Source organism: Streptomyces oceani (assembly GCF_001751245.1).
In the GTDB taxonomy this organism is placed as follows: domain Bacteria; phylum Actinomycetota; class Actinomycetes; order Streptomycetales; family Streptomycetaceae; genus Streptomyces; species Streptomyces oceani.
In genome coordinates this window covers 348429-365286 of sequence record NZ_LJGU01000127.1, presented here as the reverse complement: position 1 = coordinate 365286, position 16858 = coordinate 348429, and the positions used below count along the sequence as shown (strand labels likewise).

The window sequence follows — 16858 nt, the reverse complement described above, 5'->3', positions numbered from 1 at the left end:
CCACGCGCCGCCGACGTACGAGGAGGCACCGTGCCGCATGTCCTGGTCCTCAACGCGTCGTACGAGCCGCTCGGTGTCGTACCGCTCCGCCGCGCGCTCATACTCGTCCTCAACGAGAAGGCCATCAGCCTCGAGGACTCCGGCGCCCTGATGCACAGCGCGACCCGCGTCGTCCCCGCACCCAGCGTGGTCCGTCTCAAACACTTCGTGCGGATGCCCTTTCGCGGCCCGGTGCCGCTGACCCGGCGCGCGCTGTTCGCTCGGGACGGCGGCCGATGCGCGTACTGCGGTGGCGTCGCGACCAGCGTCGACCACGTCATCCCGCGCAGCCGGGGCGGCAAACACACCTGGGAGAACGTGGTGGCGGCCTGCCGACGCTGCAACCACGTCAAGGCGGACCGCCATGTCACCGAGATCGGCTGGCGATTGCGCCACCAACCCGGCCCGCCGTCCGGACTGGCCTGGCGGATCATCGGCACCGGACATCGGGACCCGAGCTGGATGCCGTACCTCCAGCCCTACGGCGCGGACGACGCACTCGCCCGGATCGACGGCAGAGTACCTGCCTGAGCATCCGGGCTTTCGCGTTTACGGGGGCACGGGGCACACGGTGCGCCGGCGCGGTTGCCGGGTACACGGACCGGCGCCGGCGCCGCGACACGCTCGTGGGGGTAGTGGAAAAACTGGAGTTCGAAGCCCGAAATGCCCGGAACAACTTTGCCCAGGGCGGGGTGGTGACGGCAGATTCTTCGTGGAAGTACCCGTGACCTGAGTCACGATGCCTCCCGGAGGATGTCTGCGCGCGTGCAGGCTGGGTAGGGCAGGAACCGAACACCGAAGTCCATGAACGGAGGCCCGCCGTGGCCGCGTCCGCACTGCTCACCAGCGAATCCGATAGCCGCTTGGAGATCCCGGCCCCGCCGGAGAAACCCGGGCACGAACCGGTAGACCTGTCCGGCGTGACCGACCCCGACTCCGGACTCGACGGTTCGTGCTCCTTCGGCTCCGCCGAGACGCCACTGACCAGCGAGCCACCACTGGCCGATGTCGCGCCGCTCACCAGCGAACTTCCCATGGACGCCGAGCTGCCGCTGACCAGCGAGCCCACCGCGACCGGCATCGGTACCGAGCCCTCGGACATCTGAGTCGGGGCTGCGCCTCGCGCGCGCACCTCGTACGCCCCCTGCGCAACCTCGTACGCACGCGTCCGGGCGGCCGGACAACGACCGATCCGGCCGGCGGCCCGGACGTCGGGCGCGCGCCCGACAGCTGGACCCACCCCGAGCGCGCGCACGACAGGACCATTCGCTACCGTCGGAGCGTGGCAAACAAGATGAACGCACTGCGCGCCGGCACCCTCACGGCGGGGACGGTCGCCCTGCTGACCCTGTCGTCCCCCGCCTTCGCCGTCACTCCGGACGACGGTGACGACCCGGGGCCGGGCCTGAGTGTCCTCGAGACGCTGGGTATCTACGTCGGCCTGCCGATCCTGCTCTTCCTGGTGATCGCCGGCCTGGTGATGGTCGGGGACAAGCCCCGCAAACAGTAGGACCCCCTCCCGACGCCCGCCCGGTCCGTGGCCCGCGGCACTGCCGCCGGCTCCCGGACCGTACGCGCCGCGCGTGGCCGATCCATCGTTCCTGGGCGCTGCGTGCCGTCTGCGCTCGCAAACGGATCATCGCTCCTGAGGTGAGAAGCTGACGGGGATCTCCTGCCCGGGTGCTCGTTGAAGCGATTGCACCAAGGGCAGATGTCCAGCCGGAGGCATTGATGCAGAGCCCTGATATGTCCCGCGGTGCTCGTCTGGCCGCCCACGGAGCCGTCTCCACATCGCTGGCACTATCCAGTGATCGCAGACTGCACGAACTTGTGGACGCCGCCACTCCGATCGCTTCCGGACTCGGCGGAAAATCAGTGCTGCTGGAGGTCGGCGGGACCTCGGTCTTCGTGAAGCAGGTACGCCTGAGCGATTTGGAGCGACGCCCGGAGAACATCCATTCCACGGAGAATGTCTTCGGAATCCCGACCTTCTGCCAGTACGGCATCGGCAGCATCGGAGGCCCGGGGTTCGGAGCCTGGCGGGAGCTGGCCGTGCACATCATGACGACAAACTGGGTGATCGCGGGAGACTACGACGGGTTCCCCTTGATGTACCACTGGCGGGTGCTACCAGATTCCGGCCAGCCACTTCCCGAGGAACTGGCCGATGTGGAACGAGCTGTCGCCTACTGGGGAGGCGGAACGGGAGTACGTTGCCGGATTGAGGCTCTCCAGCGCTCCTCCGCGAGTCTCATGCTGTTCCTGGAGTGCATCCCGCAGAACTTGCACGACTGGTTCGGCGTTCAGGTTGAGACCAGTGACGAGATGGCCGAGCAGGCCTGCGCCATGGTGGACGATGAGCTGCACGCCGGTGTCTCGTTCATGAACACTCGCGGACTGCTGCACTTTGACGCTCACTTCCAGAACATTCTGACCGACGGTCGGCGGCTCTTCTTCGCTGACTACGGCCTCGCGATTTCTTCGCGCTTCGATCTCACGCCGGAGGAGGGCAAGTTCTTCGACGAGCACCGCACCTACGATCGGTGCTATACGGTGACACATCTGGTCAACTGGCTGGTTGTCGCTTTGTACGGGTACCAACCGGAGGAACGCAAGGAGTTCGTGCACTCCTGTGCCCGGGGGGTCTCTCCAGAACGAGTTCCACCGGCGGTAGCGGAAGTTCTTGTTCGTTACGCGCCGGTCGCCGCGGTGATGGGTGACTTCTATCGCAGGTTTCAGCAGGAGAGCCGGAGCACCCCTTACCCCCGGGAGGCGATCCGCCAAATCGATTCGTAATGTAGTTCTCCTGAATCGGTGACGAGGTCGGGCGGATCCCCACAGGTCTTGCGCACGGGCTCACGTTTTTCTCGAACGTTCGAGTGAGCAGGTTGACAGATCCGCAGGAATGCCTGACTGAGGTCAAGCGGGCATGCCCGTACGTCTTTGTTGCGCCTGGTCAAGATGGACTGCGGTGGTGAGATGTGGGGGTTTTGCTCGCCCCGACACCGGACGCGGGCGCGGGAAGGTGCCCCGCGCCCGCGCCCAGCGGTCGTACTTCCGTGCGGGCCGCCTCAGCCCTCGCCCGCCGCCGCGTCCGCGGCCCTCGCCCTCAGCGCACGTGCGACGCCCGCGCGCGACTCGGTGACCAGCCGGCGCAGCGCGGCGTTCGGCTTGGTGTCAGCGAGCCAGGCGTCCGTGGCGTCCAGGGTTTCCCGCGAGACCTGGAGCGTGGGGTAGAGCCCCACCGCGATCTGCTGCGCCATCTCGTGACTGCGGCTCTCCCACACCCCCGGCAACGCCGCGAAGTACTTCGCGGTGTACGGCGCGAGCAGCTCCCGCTGGTCGGTCTGTACGAAGCCGTGGATGACCGCTTCCTGCACGGCGTTCGGCAGGGCGTCCCCCTCGACCACGGAGGCCCAGGCCGCCGCCTTCGCCTCCGCCGTGGGCATCGAGGCCCGCGCCGTGGCCGCGTGCCGCTCGCCGGCCGAGGTCGCGTCCCGCTCCAACTCGGCGTCGATCTGCTTACGGTCCGCCCGCCCCGTCGCCGCGAGCCGCTGGAGCAGCGCCCAGCGCAGGTCGGTGTCCACGGTGAGCCCGCGAACCTCCTGCGAGCCGTCCAGCAGCCCGGCGAGCAGGTCCAGTTGTTCGTCCGTACGAGCCGTGGCCGCCAGAGCACGTGCCCAGGCCAGCTGGTGGTCGCTGCCGGGCTCGGCGGCCCGCAACTGCTCCAGGGTCGCCTCCGACCAGCGCGCCAGCCCGGTGGGCCGCCACTCGGGGGTGGCGTACAGGTCCAGGGCGAGTCGCGCCTGACGCTGTAGTGACTGCACGACCCCGATGTCCGCTTCCCGTCCGATGCCGGCCAGCACCAGCTCCAGGTAGTCCCGGGTGGCGAGTTCGGCGTCCCGGGTCATGTCCCAGGCCGAGGCCCAGCACAGGGCGCGCGGCAGCGACTCGGTGAAGTCGGCCAGATGACGGGTCACGGTCGCCAGCGACTCGGCGTCCAGCCGCACCTTGGCGTACGACAGGTCGTCGTCGTTGAGCAGGATGACCGCCGGCCGTTGCCGGCCCACCAGTTCTGGTACGTCGGTCAGTTCGCCGTCCACGTCCAGCTCCAGCCGGTCACCGCGCACCAGCTTGCCGTCCTTCAGGTCGTACAGTCCGATGGCGACGCGGTGCGGGCGGAGGGTGGGGGAGCCGGTGGCGCCGGAGGGCAGCGGTGGGGCTTCCTGGCGTACGGCGAAGCCGGTGATGGTGCCGCTGGAGTCGGTCTCGATCTTGGGGCGCAGGATGTTGATCCCGGCCGTCTCCAGCCACGCCTTGGACCAGGCGCGAAGGTCCCGTCCGGAGGTCTCCTCGAGCGCGGTGAGCAGGTCGGCCAGTCGGGTGTTGCCCCACTCGTGCCGCCGGAAGTAGGTCTGTACGCCCCGGAAGAACTCGTCCATGCCTACGTAGGCGACGAGTTGCTTGAGCACCGAGGCGCCCTTGGCGTAGGTGATGCCGTCGAAGTTGACGAGCACGTCCTCCAGGTCGCCGATCTCAGCCATGATCGGGTGCGTGGAGGGCAGTTGGTCCTGGCGGTAGGCCCACGTCTTCATCTGGTTGGCGAAGGTGGTCCAGGAGTGCGGCCACCTGCTCTCCGGCGCGTGCGCGAGGCAGGCGATGGAGGTGTACGTGGCGAACGACTCGTTCAGCCAGAGGTCGTTCCACCACTCCATGGTGACCAGGTCGCCGAACCACATGTGCGCCAGCTCGTGCAGGATGGTCTCGGCCCGCGCCTCGTACGCCGCGTCGGTCACCTTGGAGCGGAAGACGTACTGGTCGCGGAAGGTCACCGCGCCCGCGTTCTCCATCGCGCCGGCGTTGAACTCCGGCACGAAGAGCTGGTCGTACTTCTCGAACGGGTAGGCGTAGTCGAACTTCTCCTCGAACCAGTCGAAGCCCATCCTGGTGATGTCGAAGATCTCGTCCGCGTCCAGGTACTCCGCCAGCGAGGGCCGACAGTAGACCCCCAGCGGCACGGTACGCCCGTCCCGCTCCCAACTGCTGTGCACGCTGTGGTACGGACCCGCGATCAGCGCGGTGATGTACGAGGAGATGCGTGCCGTCGGGGTGAACCGCCAGATGTTCCCCCGGTCGCCCGCCGGCTCGGGGGTAGGGGAGTTCGAGATGACCTTCCAGCTCTCCGGGGCGTGCACGGTGAACTGGAAGGACGCCTTCAGGTCGGGCTGCTCGAAGCTGGCGAAGACCCGTCGCGCGTCCGGCACCTCGAACTGCGTGTAGAGGTACGCCTGCTCGTCCACCGGGTCCACGAAGCGGTGCAGACCCTCGCCGGTGTTCGTGTACGCGCAGTCCGCGACGACCCGGAGTTCGTTGCGCCCCGCGACGATCCCGGTCAGTGCGATGCGGGAGTCGGCGAAGACCGTGTCGGGCGCCAACTCCTCTCCGTTCAGCACGACCTCGTGCACCTCGGGCGCCACCAGGTCGATGAAGCTGTCGGTGGCCTCGGTGGCGTCGAACCGGACCAGGGTCTCCGACCGGAAGGTGCCCCCCTCCTGCGCACCGGTCAGGTCCAGCTCGATCTCGTATGCGTCCACGGTCAGCAACCGTGCGCGCTCCTGCGCTTCCGCGCGGGTCAGGTTCGTCCCAGGCACGTGGTCATCTCCTCTTGTGGCTTGACCCGCCATCCTTCCATGCGTCCCCGGCGGTCCGAGGGGCGATTTCCCCGGAGGCCCGCCGGCGGGCCTCCGGCGTACTCGTCACATGCGCGCAGCCCCCGCATGGCCGTACGCGCGCCCGCGTCAGCGCGGCAGCACCTCCACGTAGGCCGCCGGATCGGCTTCCTCCGCCGCCATCAGCGCCGTACGCACGAGGCTCGCCGCCAGGTCCGGCGTGTCCCGCAAAAGCGCCGGGGACACGCGTACGACGCTGATCCCCAGTCGCTCCAGCGCCGCGTGCCGGTACGCGCGAGGTGTGTCAGGAGGGTCGGCCCGGCCAGGGGCCCGTGTGGCGGCGCAGTCGTCGGGGTTCGCGGGCAGCTCGTCGATCTCCAACGCGACGGCGTGCCCCGGCCAGTACGCGTCCAGACCGCCGAGCGGCGGGCCGTCGGGCAGCCGCAGCTCGACGTTCCAGCACGGCTCCGGAAGTCCCTGGCAGCGCAGAGCCCCGTAGAGGTGGCCCTCGCTGATGGCCCTGCCCTCGGAGAGCAGGTGGGGCGCGAAGGCCGCCACCTCGGGGCGGTCCAGCAGGCCGGCGCGGCGCAGTTCGGACACGACCGCCGTCGCCTCGCAGTGCTCGGCGTGTACGGCCTCCATCAGCAGTTCGCGTAGCGCGGCCCCGTCGGTCAGCCGCCGTGCGGTGTCCGTCAGCGCGCGGTGCACGGGGGCCACCGGCAGGCCGGTGATCTCCTCGGGCTCCGGGAGGGAGAGGGTACGCACGACGCGGAGGAACCCGGCAGAGCGCAGTCTTCGGGTGTGGGGCACCAGGACGTCCACGCACTCGAGTAGGGGCAGCGCGGGGACGCCCCGGAAGCCGTGCAGGGCGAGCGCGGCCATTCCGGTGACCTGGGCCTCCCCGGTGACCTGGACTTCTCCGCTGGCTCGGGCCTCTCCGGCCGGTGGGGTGCGAGTGTGCCGGTCGGGTCCCGGCTGTGCGGGGACCGTGCGGCGCCCGGCGTAGAGCAGTCCGGCACGCAACCTTTCGGCCGGCACCGCCGGCCCGGCGCGCAGCAGGTAGACGCCCGGCAACAGGAGTTGCCAGGGTCCGCCGGGCCGGCAGCGTCGGTCGGCCTCGGCCGCGGACACCCCCTGCGCGCGGAGCGCCCGGGCGGTGAGCACGCTGTCGTGGATGTCCGGGCCGTGTCCGTCCTCCTGGTTCGGGTGGTGGAGCCTGGCGGAGTGCGGGGCGTTGTGAGTCATGACCTCCTCGATGCCCCATTAACGGGCGCCAGCCAACGCCTGTTACACGCTCGTCGACAAAACCAGACAACCCCGTACTAAAGTACGCACGTTCGACTGCCGATCAGGTTCCCCCGAACGGCCCTGTCCCAGCGGGCTGATCAGCGGATCCACGCGCTTCGGCGAGGCGCCCGGCGTTCAATCCCGCCCGGCACGGGCGTCGCACCGCCGTGCGGTCAACGCGCGCGCCAGGTCGTCCCGCGCCTCCAGTACCAGCCGGCGCAGCGCCGGTGCCGCGTCGGGGTGGGTGGACAGCCAGCGGTCGGTGACGTCCAGCGTGGCCTGGTCGCCCTGTAGCGCCGGGTACAGATCCCGGACGATGTCCATCCCGATCTCGATCGAGCGGCTCTGCCAGACACTCTCCAACGCCTCGAAGTACGGCGTGACGTAGGGCGCCGTCAGTTCCTCCTGCCCTGGCTGCGCGAAGCCGTCGAGGGTGGCTTCCACGAGCGCGTTGGACAGCCGGTCGGTCTCCATCACCGCCGCCCACGCCTCGGCCTTGACCCCCGGGTCCGGGCGGGCGGCCAGGCAGCGGACCTGGTGGCGCTGGCCGGAGGCGGTGTCGTCCCGAGCCCGTTCGACGCGCAGGGTCTCCTCGTCGGCCGCGCCGTGGGCGGCCAGCGGCAGCAGGAAGGTCCAGCGCAGCTCCTGGTCGACGGTGAGTCCGTCGATCCGTGCCGTACCGGCGAGCAGCTCCCGCAGCACCCTCAGGTCCGACGCCCGCTCCGCGACCGAGGCGAAGAACCGGGCCCAGGCCAGCTGGTGGCCGCTCCCGGGAGCCGCCTTCCGCAGCTGGGCCAGCGCGCCCTCGGCCAGCTCCCCGCCGGCCGTCGTACGCCGATCCGGCGCCGTATAGCGCACCAGTGCCGTACGCGCCCAGGCGTGCAGCATCTGCAGGACGCCGACGTCCGTCTCCTCGCCGGCGAACCGGAGCACCAGGGAGAGGAAGTCCCGGGCCGGCATGAGTCCGTCCCGGGTCAGGTTCCACAGCGCCGTCCAGCACAGTGCCCGGGCCAGCGGGTCGGTCAGTGAGCCCAGCCGCTCCCGCAGGGTGGCCAGCGACGACTCGTCGAAGCGCACCTTGCAGTACGTCAGGTCCTCGTCATTGAGCAGTACGAGATCCGGCCGCTCGGCTCCGGTCAGCTCACCGACGGACGTACGCGGGCCGGCCACGTCCGTCTCGACCCGGGCGTACCGCATCAGCTCGTCGCTGGCCGGATCGTGCCGGTAGAGGCCGATCGCGACCCGGTGCGGGCGCAGCGTCGGGTGGCTTTCGGTGGCTTCCTGCAGCACCGTCAACTCGCTGATCCGCCCCGCCGTGTCGTACGTCACCCGCGGCGTCAGTGCGTTGACGCCGGCTGTCTGCAACCAGGCTTGGGACCAGGCGGTCATGTCGCGCCGTGAGGTCTCCTCCAGCACGGACAGCAGGTCACCCAACCGGGTGTTGCCCCAGGCGTGCCGCTTGAAGTAGCGCCGTGCTCCCTCGAGGAAGGGCTCCCGGCCGACGTAGGCGACGAGTTGCTTGAGCACCGAGGCGCCCTTGGCGTAGGTGATCCCGTCGAAGTTGAGCTTGGCGTCCTCCAGGTCGTGGATGTCCGCCGTGATCGGGTGGGTGGAGGGCAGCTGGTCGGCGCGGTACGCCCAGGACTTGCGCCGGTTGGCGAAGGTGATCCAGCCGTCCTGGAAGCGGGTCGCCTCCACCAGCGCCAGGGCGCCCATGTAGTCCGCGAAGGACTCCTTGAGCCACAGGTCGTCCCACCACTCCATGGTGACCAGGTCGCCGAACCACATGTGCGCCATCTCGTGCAGAATGACGTTCGCCCGGCCTTCGTACGACGCCTCGGTCACCCGGCCGCGGAAGATGAACTCCTCGCGGAAGGTGACGCAGCCCGGGTTCTCCATCGCCCCGATGTTGTACTCCGGCACGAACGCCTGGTCGTACGTGCCGAACGGGTACGGATAGTCGAAGTGCTCGTGGAAGAAGTCCAGGCCCTGCTTGGTGACGAGGAAGATGTCCTCGGCGTCGAAGTGCGGGGCGAGTCCCCTACGGCAGAGGGCGCTGAGCGGGATCTCGAGTTCCCGGCCGTCCTCGAACGTGCGCTTGTACACGTCGTGCACCTGGTGGTACGGGCCGGCGACCACGGCGGTGATGTAGGTGGCGATGACCTCGGTGCGGGTGAACCGCCACAGCGCGGCGCCGTCATCCGTGGGTGCCGGCTCGCCCTTCGGCGCGCCGTTGCTCAGCACGGTCCACCCCTCGGGCGCCGTCACCACGAAGTCGAACGGAGCCTTCAGGTCGGGTTGCTCGAAGTTGGCGAACACCCGGCGCGCGTCGGCTGGTTCGTACTGCGTGTAGAGGTAGACCTCGCCGTCCTCGGGGTCGACGAAGTGGTGCATCCCCTCTCCCGTGCGGCTGTACGCGCAGCGGGCGTCGACGATCAGCTCGTTCTCGGCGGCCAGGTCGTCCAGGGCGATGCGGCTGCCGTCGAATGCGGCGTCGACGTTCAGCGAGCGTCCGTTCAGCGTCACCGAGTGCACCGTGGGTGCCAGCAGGTCCACGAAGGTCGAGGCACCCGGCCGTACGCAGCGGAAGCGGATGGTGGTGGTCGAGCGGAAGGTCCGCTCCGCCCCCGCGGGCACCGGCGCCAGCGCGGACCGCAGGTCCAGCGCCACCTCGTACCCGTCCACGGCCAGCAACTCCGCGCGTTGCCGGGCCTCGTCACGGGTCAGATTCTCACCGGGCACAGCGGACTCCTTGTCTCGGATACCGAACACGAAGGCAGCCAGCATCGCACGTGCCGACAACCGCCCGGTGCGTCGGACTTGGGATCGCCAGGCCCAGCGGGCCGGACCAGAGGCCGGGGCGGCGGGAATGGCGTCCGCTCCGGGTGCGTTGGAGGCGCCTACACGGCAGCATCGGCGCTGACCGTACGCACGCGTGAGGAGATTCGTGAGTATGACTGAGAAGACCCCGGCCGACTTCTGGTTCGACCCGCTGTGCCCCTGGGCCTGGCTGACTTCCCGCTGGATGCTCGAGGTACAGGAGGTGCGGGAGGTCGAGGTCCGCTGGCACGTGATGAGCCTCTCGGTGCTGAACGAGCCCAAGATCGACGAGCTTTCCGACGGGTATCGCGCGCTGCTCACACGGGGCTGGGGGCCCGTACGGGTGTGCGTCGCCGCTGAGCAGCGGCACGGCAGCGAGGTCCTCGGACCGCTCTACACCGCGCTCGGCAACCGCCTGCACGTCGGGGCGGCGAAGTCGGGGGAGACGGAGGAGTACTCCGAGGAGGAGAGCGCGGCCTGGCTGCGGGAGTCCGTGGTCGGCGCGTTGGAGGACGCCGGACTCCCGGTCGAGCTGGCCGAGGCGGCGGACTCCACGGAGTACGACACCCGGCTGCGCGCCTCGCACCAGGAGGGCATCGACCTGGTCGGGCAGGACGTCGGCACCCCGGTGATCGCCGTACCGGGAGCGGACCGCGAACGGATCGCGTTCTTCGGCCCGGTGGTGACCCCGGCACCGAAGGGCGAGGCCGCCGGCAAGCTGTGGGACGGCACGCTGCTGGTGGCCGGGACGCCCGGGTTCTACGAGCTGAAGCGCACCCGGGAGGCGGCGCCGCAGTTCGACTGAGCGGTCACCCGCCCGTCGTAGTGGGAGCGAAGCGGCCCCCGGGTGTCACGTCCACCCGGGGGCCGCTCCTCTTTCCCGCCCTGCCTCGGGAGCGGTGAGAAGACGATCACGAGGCGGGGCCCGCGCCGCAGGAGACTACGGCGCCAGTAGGAGGTCGTTCGCGCGTTCCTTGGCGGCGACGTACCGTCGTGAGACGTCCTGCCAGTCGACGACGCGCCACATGGCTTCGACGAAGTCGACCTTCTGGTTGCGGTACTGCAGATAGAAGGCGTGCTCCCAGGCGTCGAAGACCAGCAGTGGCACGGAGCCCTGACCCACGTTGCCCTGGTGGTCGTAGACCTGTTCCACCACGAGCCGGTCGCTCACCGGCTCGTAGGCCAGTACGCCTCAGCCGGAGCCCTGGGTGGTGGCGGCGGCCTTGGTCATCTGGGCCTGGAACCGGGCGAAGCCGCCGAAGCTCTCGGCGATGGCGTCGGCCAGTTGCCCGGTGCCGTCCTTCTCGAGTGGCTCGCCGCCTCCGTCACCGGACATGTTCCGCCAGTAGATGCTGTGCAGGATGTGTCCGGAGAGATGGAACGCGAGGCTCTTCTCAAGACCGTTGATCGCGCTCCACTGGTCCGTCTCGCGAGCCTCCGCCAACTGCTCGAGTGTGTCGTTGGCCCCCTTCACGTACGCCGCGTGGTGCTTGTCGTGATGCAACTCGATGATCTCGCCGCTGATCACCGGTTCCAGCGACGAGTAGTCGTAGGGCAGCTCCGGCAGTGAGTAGGTCGCCATGCTTATTCTCCTCCGGCACTTATTGCAAGATACTTGCAAAAGGAGGCTAGCAGCAAGAGTGTGCGCCCGAACGCGGAGCGTGCCGGGTAGAGGACGGGGCACGTACGCAGACAACGCGGCCGCACGGCATCGAGGGGTGGCCCGGCCGGGCCACCCCTCGACATCGCGCGTACCGGGCCGGCGCCCGGCGGCCGTCCCTACTGCTTCCGCTTGGGAAGTACGTACTGCCGCACCAGGCCCACCGCTGTCAGCGCCAGGGCCAGGCCGCCGGTGAAGAACAGCTGCGTCCGGGTCTCCTCCTCGCGGAACATCAACAACAGCACCGCCGCCATGGCCGCCAGCGCCAGCCAGGTCAGCACCGGGTAGAACCACATCCGCACCACCAGCTTCTCCGGCGCCTCCCGCTCCAGCTGACGTCGGGTGATCAGCTGCGTGACCGCGATGAAGCCCCAGACGACCAGCACGGCGGCGCCCACCATGTTCAACAGCCAGGTGAAGACGGTGTCCGGCCACCAGTAGCTCAGCAGCACCGCGAAGAAGCCGAAGCAGGACGAGGCGACGACCGTGCGGCGCGGCACCCGCCCGGACACCACGCCCAGGGCCGGCGGTCCCTGCCCGCGTGCCACCAGCGAGTACGACATCCGGGAGGCGCCGTAGATGTTCGCGTTCATGGCGGACAGCAGCGCGATCAACACCACCACGTCCATCACGTCGGCCGCCGCCGGGATGTCCAGCTGGTCCAGCGTGGCGGCGTACGGACCACCCGCGACGGCCTCGCTGTCCCAGGGCACCAGGGCGACGATCACCGCCATCGAACCCACGTAGAACACCGCGATCCGCCACATGGCGGTGCGGACCGCCTTGGCCACGCCACGCACCGGGTCCTCCGACTCGGCCGCCGCGATCGTCACCGTCTCCAGACCGCCGTACGCGAACACGGAGGCCAGCAGGCCCACTATCAGGCCGTCCGTGCCGTTCGGAAAGAAGCCGCCGTTACCGGTGATATTGCTGCTTCCCGGGGCGTCGACGCTGGGCAGCATGCCCACGATGGCGAGGCAGCCGAGGACCAGGAAGGTGATGATCGCGGCGACCTTGATGGCGGCGAACCAGAACTCGTACTCGCCGTAGTTGCGTACGTTGGTGAGGTTCGTGCCGCAGAAGATCAGCATGAACAGCGCGACCCACATCCAGGACTCGGTGCCCGGCAGCCAGCGGGTCATGATCTCCGCGGCGCCGATCGCCTCCACCGCGATCGCCACACACAGCAGCCCCCAGAAGATCCAGCCGGAGGTGAAGCCGGCCCAGGGACCGATGGCGCGTTCGGCGTGTACGGAGAAGGAGCCGGAGGCGGGCCGCGCCGCCGACATCTCGCCGAGCATCCGCATCACCAGCATCACCAGCACGCCGGAGGCCGCGTACGCCAACACGATGGAGGGCCCCGCGGCCGCGATGCCCGCACCGGAGCCGACGAACAGCCCGGCGCCGATCACCCCGCCGAGCGCGATCATCGACAGATGGCGCTGCTTGAGGCCCTGGCTCAGCGTGCTCTGGGACGTGTCGGAGCCGGTGCCGGGCGGGTCCTGATTCGTGGTTGCCATGGGTGCAGACCGACCGTTTCATACGGAGACGGGGGAGGGTGGTGCGGCGGAGCGGCGCGCGCTGGTGCGCTGCTCGGATCAGTGTCGACGCGACGCCCGCACAGGGCAACGCAGCTTCACGGAAATTTTCCGTCGATTTGCCGTACACGGGTCGTTCCGCCGTTGTTCGTGGGCCGGTTGGCCACCGCGCGGGGGCGTCGGATGTCGTCAAAGTCACGCCGGAAGTCCCCGCCCGGTCCGCTACGGTCGAACGGTCCGCTTCCTCGTCCGCGTTCGGAGTCCCGATGACGTTCCCCGCCACCACCGTCCGCCCAGGTACCGTCCTCGCCGATGTCCTGCCCGCCAGTAGTGCCGGGCGCGCGCGGGTACGGGACGCCGCCCTCGTACTCGGCGGAGCGGCCCTGACCGGTGTGGCCGCGCAGATCGCCGTGCCGGTCCCGGGCTCGCCGGTGCCGGTGACCGGACAGACCTTCGCGGCGCTGCTGGTCGGCACCTCGCTGGGCGCCCGCCGCGGCTTCCTGGCCCTCGCGTTCTACGCGATGGCCGGCGTGGCCGGAGTGCCGTGGTTCTCCCAGGGAGAGTCCGGCCTGGGGCTGTCCTCGTTCGGCTACGTCCTGGGCATGCTGTTGGCCGCCGTGGTCGTCGGCGCGCTGGCCCGCCGCGGTGGAGACCGGGGCGTGCTTCGTACGGCCGGCACGATGGCGGCGGGAATGGCGGTGACGTACGCGATCGGCGTGCCGTACCTGGCGCTGGCCACCGGCATGTCCGCGGGTGAGGCGCTCGCCGCGGGGCTGGTGCCGTTCCTCGTCGGTGACGCGCTGAAGGCCGCGCTGGCGATGGGGGCGCTGCCCGCCGTCTGGAAGCTGCTCGGCGACGAACGCTGAGGCCAGCGGCCTGGGCCGCACACGGGGGCGTGGCACGCACGCCCCCGCTCCCGGTCTCCTCCTCCGCCGTGTGCTCGTCGTGCACGCTGCGCCATGCCCGGGACCCGCTTCGAGGGCGGACGACGGCGCTTCCCACACACGTCCTAGACTCCTCGCCATGCGCGTCTACCTCGGCTCCGATCACGCCGGTTACGAACTCAAGAACCACCTGGTCTCCTGGCTCCGGTCGGTGGGCCACGACCCCGTCGACTGCGGGCCGCACATCTACGACGCGCAGGACGACTACCCGCCCTTCTGCCTCCGCGCCGCGGAGCGTACGGCGGCGGACGAGGGCGCGCTCGGCATCGTCATCGGCGGCTCCGGAAACGGCGAGCAGATCGCCGCGAACAAGGTGCGCGGCATCCGCTGCGCGCTCGCCTGGAGCGAGGAGACCGCGGCACTCGCCCGTGAGCACAACGACGCGAACGTCCTCAGCGTCGGCGCCCGCATGCACACGGAGGACGAGGCCGTGGGGTTCGTGCGGACCTTCCTCGACACCCCCTACTCCGGCGACGCGCGGCACACCCGGCGGATCGACATGCTGAGCGCCTACGAGCAGACCGGCGCCCTCCCGCCCGTCCCCGCGCACCACCCCGCACAGGCCGGCTGACCGGCCCGTGCCGGAGGGCCACACCATCCACCGGCTGGCCGCCGACCACCAGACCCGCTTCGCCGGGCGACCGGTCCGCGCGGCCAGCCCGCAGGGCAAGTTCGCGGACGGCGCCGCGCTGCTCCACGGCTCGGTCCTGCACGCGGCCGAGGCGCACGGCAAGCACCTCTTCCTGGACTTCGCGGCCACCGGGTGGGTGCACGTCCACCTCGGCCTGTACGGCACCGTCCGGTTCGGCACCGGCCCGGTGCCCGCCCCGGTCGGGCAGATACGGCTACGGCTGAGCACCCCGGCCGACTGGTCCGAGCTGCGCGGCCCCGCCCAGTGCCGGCTGATCACCCCGGAGGAGAAGGCGGCCGTCGCCGCCCGGCTGGGGCCCGATCCGCTGCGCTCGGACGCCCGACCGGACAGTGCCTGGGCCCGGGTCTCGCGAAGCCGGAGCTCCGTCGCCGCGTTGCTGCTGGACCAGCAGGTCATCGCGGGAGTGGGGAACGTCTACCGCGCCGAGGCGCTCTTCCGGCAGGGCATAGACCCGTACCGCCCCGGGCGTGACCTGACCCGCCGGGAGTGGGACGCGCTCTGGGACGACCTCGCCGGGCTGCTGCGCGCCGGCGTACGGGCGGGACGCATCGACACCGTGCGCCCCGCGCACGAGCCGGAGGCGATGGGTCGCCCGCCCAGGGTCGACGACCACGGTGGTGAGGTGTACGTCTATCGGCGCGCCGGGCAGCCGTGTCTCGTCTGCGGGGGCGAGATCCGCGGCGCCACCCTCGCCGCCCGCAACCTCTTCTGGTGCCCGGCCTGTCAACCTCGCTGAACCGACCGCCGTACGGCCCCCGGTCCCCGGCCCGCGGCCGCGACCGCCGTTCGCGGGCCGTGCGCCCGGCGGGAGGACTTGCCCGGCGACGGGACGTGCCCAGCGGGACTCGCTCAGAAGCCGTGCGGTGCCCACGGCGCGAGCGCGCCGCGGAACGCCGTGGTCGCCTCGGCCAGGGCCCCGGAGCGAAGCTCCCGTACCAGCCCCGCGTCGGCCAGGGCACTCAGCGAGGTACCGCCGAGATAGCCACTGGCCAGCTCGCGTACGGACAGCGCCAGTTCCGGCGTCTCGTCGGTCCGTACGCAGCGGGCGCCATGGGCGTCTCCGGTGAGTCGCCAACGTCCCTCGTTCCAGGGACAGAAGGCGTCCGCCACCTCGAAGACCACGTCCACCGGGGCGGCGTACGTACGACCGGCCAGCGCCGCGTCCACCTCCACCAGCCGCAGGTGCAGTTGGTCCAGGGGACGAACGTGGCAGCGACGGGTGTCGGACACCATGTGCAGCAGTGGATCATCCGTCGGGCGGCTGCGCACGTCCAGTTCGGTGGTGAGGTCGAGGTCACACAGATAGCGCAGCAGCGCCCCGTGCGCCGCCGGGTCCAGCGCCTCCATGTTGTGTAGCAGCACCTGGCCGTGCGGACTGCCGGTGTCCCAACGGGGGCGCACGGCGTAACGCGCGTAACCGCGCAGTTCCCCATCCGACTCGGCCAGTACACAGATCATCGGGGACGCGCCGTCCCGCTTCTCGGCCGGGTCGCGCAGAGGCACCCATTGCCAGCCAGGGCGTCGCTCCAGCATGCCGGGACGCACCGGCACCCGGCGCGCGTACAGTTCCTCGCACCGTGCCAGCACTTCCGGGTCCCGCGGGTCGACCAGACGCAGGGAGAGCTCGTCCGCCCCCTCGGGGAGGGTGAGGCGGACCCGCGACGTGTCGATCCGGGCGGTGAGTTCCTCGCTGGCGACGCCGTAACCGAAACGTCCGTATATCTCTGGTTCGGAGGCGGTGAGCAGGGCCAGCGGTTCGCCCCAGGCGTGCAGTTCGTCGAGCTGCCGGCGCATCATCGAGCGCAGGACGCCACGTCGCCGATGAGTGGGCCTGACACCGACCGCCGTCACCCCCGCGGCCGGCAGCGAGCCACCGCCCGGCACGGTCACTCGGAAGTCGAACGTACTGGCGGTACCGACCAGTTGCTCCCCGTCCCAGGCCGAGACGGTGCGCTTCAACTCGAGCAGCGAGCGCCACAGCTCCTCCATCTCAGCGGGGAACGGCGGACCCTGGCCGAAGGCGTGGGCGAGCGTTTCGAAGAAGCGATCCAGCTCGGAACCGTCCAGTTGACGTAGTTCGATCGACATCCGCATTGTCTAGCAACCCCGGCGGCGCCCGTCGAACCCTTCGCGGCCGGCCCTGGGACCGGGGCACGTGGGCGCCTGAGCGACGACGACCCGGCGGACGCACTCCTGGTGTGCGCCGGAAGCGCACCACGTCCGCCCCGGGGAATCGACGCGTCACCAGC

13 protein-coding genes and 1 pseudogene are annotated in these 16858 nt (G+C 70.2%); 8 read left to right on the top strand and 6 right to left on the bottom strand.

What is annotated here, in order from left to right; all coding sequences use genetic code 11:
* The first annotated feature begins 30 nt into the window (after positions 1–30).
* The 4 genes from AN216_RS14985 to AN216_RS14970 all read left to right on the top strand — a co-directional run bounded on the left by AN216_RS14985 (position 31) and on the right by AN216_RS14970 (position 2835).
* Positions 31–570 carry an HNH endonuclease gene (locus AN216_RS14985; RefSeq protein WP_070197158.1) on the top strand — a complete coding sequence of 180 codons (540 nt, stop codon included), beginning with the start codon at positions 31–33 and terminating at the stop codon, positions 568–570.
* Between the two features lie 290 nt (positions 571–860).
* Positions 861–1145 carry a hypothetical protein gene (locus tag AN216_RS14980; protein WP_070197157.1) on the top strand — a complete coding sequence of 95 codons (285 nt, stop codon included), beginning with the start codon at positions 861–863 and terminating at the stop codon, positions 1143–1145.
* A 188-nt stretch (positions 1146–1333) separates the two neighbouring features.
* Positions 1334–1549: a hypothetical protein gene (locus AN216_RS14975; RefSeq protein ID WP_420855746.1), complete on the top strand. Its 216-nt coding sequence runs from the start codon at positions 1334–1336 to the stop codon at positions 1547–1549.
* Positions 1550–1770: 221 nt separating this feature from the next.
* Positions 1771–2835, top strand: a complete 1065-nt coding sequence (locus tag AN216_RS14970; protein WP_070197155.1) for a hypothetical protein — start codon at positions 1771–1773, stop codon at positions 2833–2835.
* Between the two features lie 275 nt (positions 2836–3110).
* On the opposite strand, the gene pepN (AN216_RS14965) is transcribed toward AN216_RS14970, so the two are convergent.
* The 3 genes from pepN (AN216_RS14965) to pepN (AN216_RS14955) all read right to left on the bottom strand — a co-directional run bounded on the left by pepN (AN216_RS14965) (position 3111) and on the right by pepN (AN216_RS14955) (position 9737).
* A complete protein-coding gene (gene pepN, locus AN216_RS14965) occupies positions 3111–5690 on the bottom strand; it encodes an aminopeptidase N (protein ID WP_070197154.1) in 2580 nt (859 codons plus the stop codon).
* 147 nt (positions 5691–5837) lie between these two features.
* On the bottom strand, positions 5838–6953 hold the full coding sequence (locus AN216_RS14960; RefSeq protein ID WP_070197153.1) for a hypothetical protein: 1116 nt from the start codon (positions 6951–6953) through the stop codon (positions 5838–5840).
* A 177-nt stretch (positions 6954–7130) separates the two neighbouring features.
* A complete protein-coding gene (gene pepN / locus AN216_RS14955) occupies positions 7131–9737 on the bottom strand; it encodes an aminopeptidase N (RefSeq protein ID WP_070197311.1) in 2607 nt (868 codons plus the stop codon).
* Positions 9738–9948: 211 nt separating this feature from the next.
* Between pepN (AN216_RS14955) and AN216_RS14950 the strand changes: the two genes are divergently transcribed.
* Positions 9949–10620 carry a mycothiol-dependent nitroreductase Rv2466c family protein gene (locus tag AN216_RS14950; RefSeq protein ID WP_170843128.1) on the top strand — a complete coding sequence of 224 codons (672 nt, stop codon included), beginning with the start codon at positions 9949–9951 and terminating at the stop codon, positions 10618–10620.
* Positions 10621–10755: 135 nt separating this feature from the next.
* Here the strand turns inward: AN216_RS14950 and AN216_RS14945 are convergent.
* Together AN216_RS14945 and AN216_RS14940 are read right to left on the bottom strand one after the other, a co-directional pair.
* Positions 10756–11397 (bottom strand): annotated as a pseudogene (locus AN216_RS14945) (superoxide dismutase).
* A gap of 197 nt (positions 11398–11594) precedes the next feature.
* Positions 11595–12995, bottom strand: coding sequence for an amino acid permease (locus AN216_RS14940; RefSeq protein WP_070197151.1), 1401 nt, complete (start codon positions 12993–12995; stop codon positions 11595–11597).
* Between the two features lie 284 nt (positions 12996–13279).
* Between AN216_RS14940 and AN216_RS14935 the strand changes: the two genes are divergently transcribed.
* The 3 genes from AN216_RS14935 (at position 13280) to AN216_RS14925 (ending at position 15345) form a co-directional block, all read left to right on the top strand.
* Positions 13280–13879, top strand: a complete 600-nt coding sequence (locus tag AN216_RS14935) for a biotin transporter BioY (protein WP_070197150.1) — start codon at positions 13280–13282, stop codon at positions 13877–13879.
* A gap of 157 nt (positions 13880–14036) precedes the next feature.
* Positions 14037–14528: a ribose-5-phosphate isomerase gene (locus tag AN216_RS14930; protein WP_070197149.1), complete on the top strand. Its 492-nt coding sequence runs from the start codon at positions 14037–14039 to the stop codon at positions 14526–14528.
* A 7-nt stretch (positions 14529–14535) separates the two neighbouring features.
* The gene (locus AN216_RS14925) at positions 14536–15345 is read left to right on the top strand and encodes an Fpg/Nei family DNA glycosylase (RefSeq protein WP_070197148.1); all 810 of its coding nucleotides are present in this window, start codon (positions 14536–14538) and stop codon (positions 15343–15345) included.
* Positions 15346–15458: 113 nt separating this feature from the next.
* Here AN216_RS14925 and AN216_RS14920 read toward each other — a convergent pair whose 3' ends face one another.
* Positions 15459–16697 (bottom strand): GNAT family N-acetyltransferase, encoded by a 1239-nt coding sequence (locus tag AN216_RS14920; RefSeq protein WP_070197310.1) that lies wholly within the window; start codon positions 16695–16697, stop codon positions 15459–15461.
* Positions 16698–16858 lie beyond the last annotated feature (161 nt).

Coding starts and splice junctions, on each gene's coding strand:
- AN216_RS14930 (WP_070197149.1), top strand. CDS start 14,037: ATGCGCGTCTACCTCGGCTCCGATCACGCCGGTTACGAACTCAAGAAC.
- AN216_RS14975 (WP_420855746.1), top strand. CDS start 1,334: ATGAACGCACTGCGCGCCGGCACCCTCACGGCGGGGACGGTCGCCCTG.
- AN216_RS14950 (WP_170843128.1), top strand. CDS start 9,949: ATGACTGAGAAGACCCCGGCCGACTTCTGGTTCGACCCGCTGTGCCCC.
- AN216_RS14935 (WP_070197150.1), top strand. CDS start 13,280: ATGACGTTCCCCGCCACCACCGTCCGCCCAGGTACCGTCCTCGCCGAT.
- AN216_RS14970 (WP_070197155.1), top strand. CDS start 1,771: ATGCAGAGCCCTGATATGTCCCGCGGTGCTCGTCTGGCCGCCCACGGA.
- AN216_RS14960 (WP_070197153.1), bottom strand. CDS start 6,953: ATGACTCACAACGCCCCGCACTCCGCCAGGCTCCACCACCCGAACCAG.
- AN216_RS14940 (WP_070197151.1), bottom strand. CDS start 12,995: ATGGCAACCACGAATCAGGACCCGCCCGGCACCGGCTCCGACACGTCC.
- AN216_RS14920 (WP_070197310.1), bottom strand. CDS start 16,697: ATGTCGATCGAACTACGTCAACTGGACGGTTCCGAGCTGGATCGCTTC.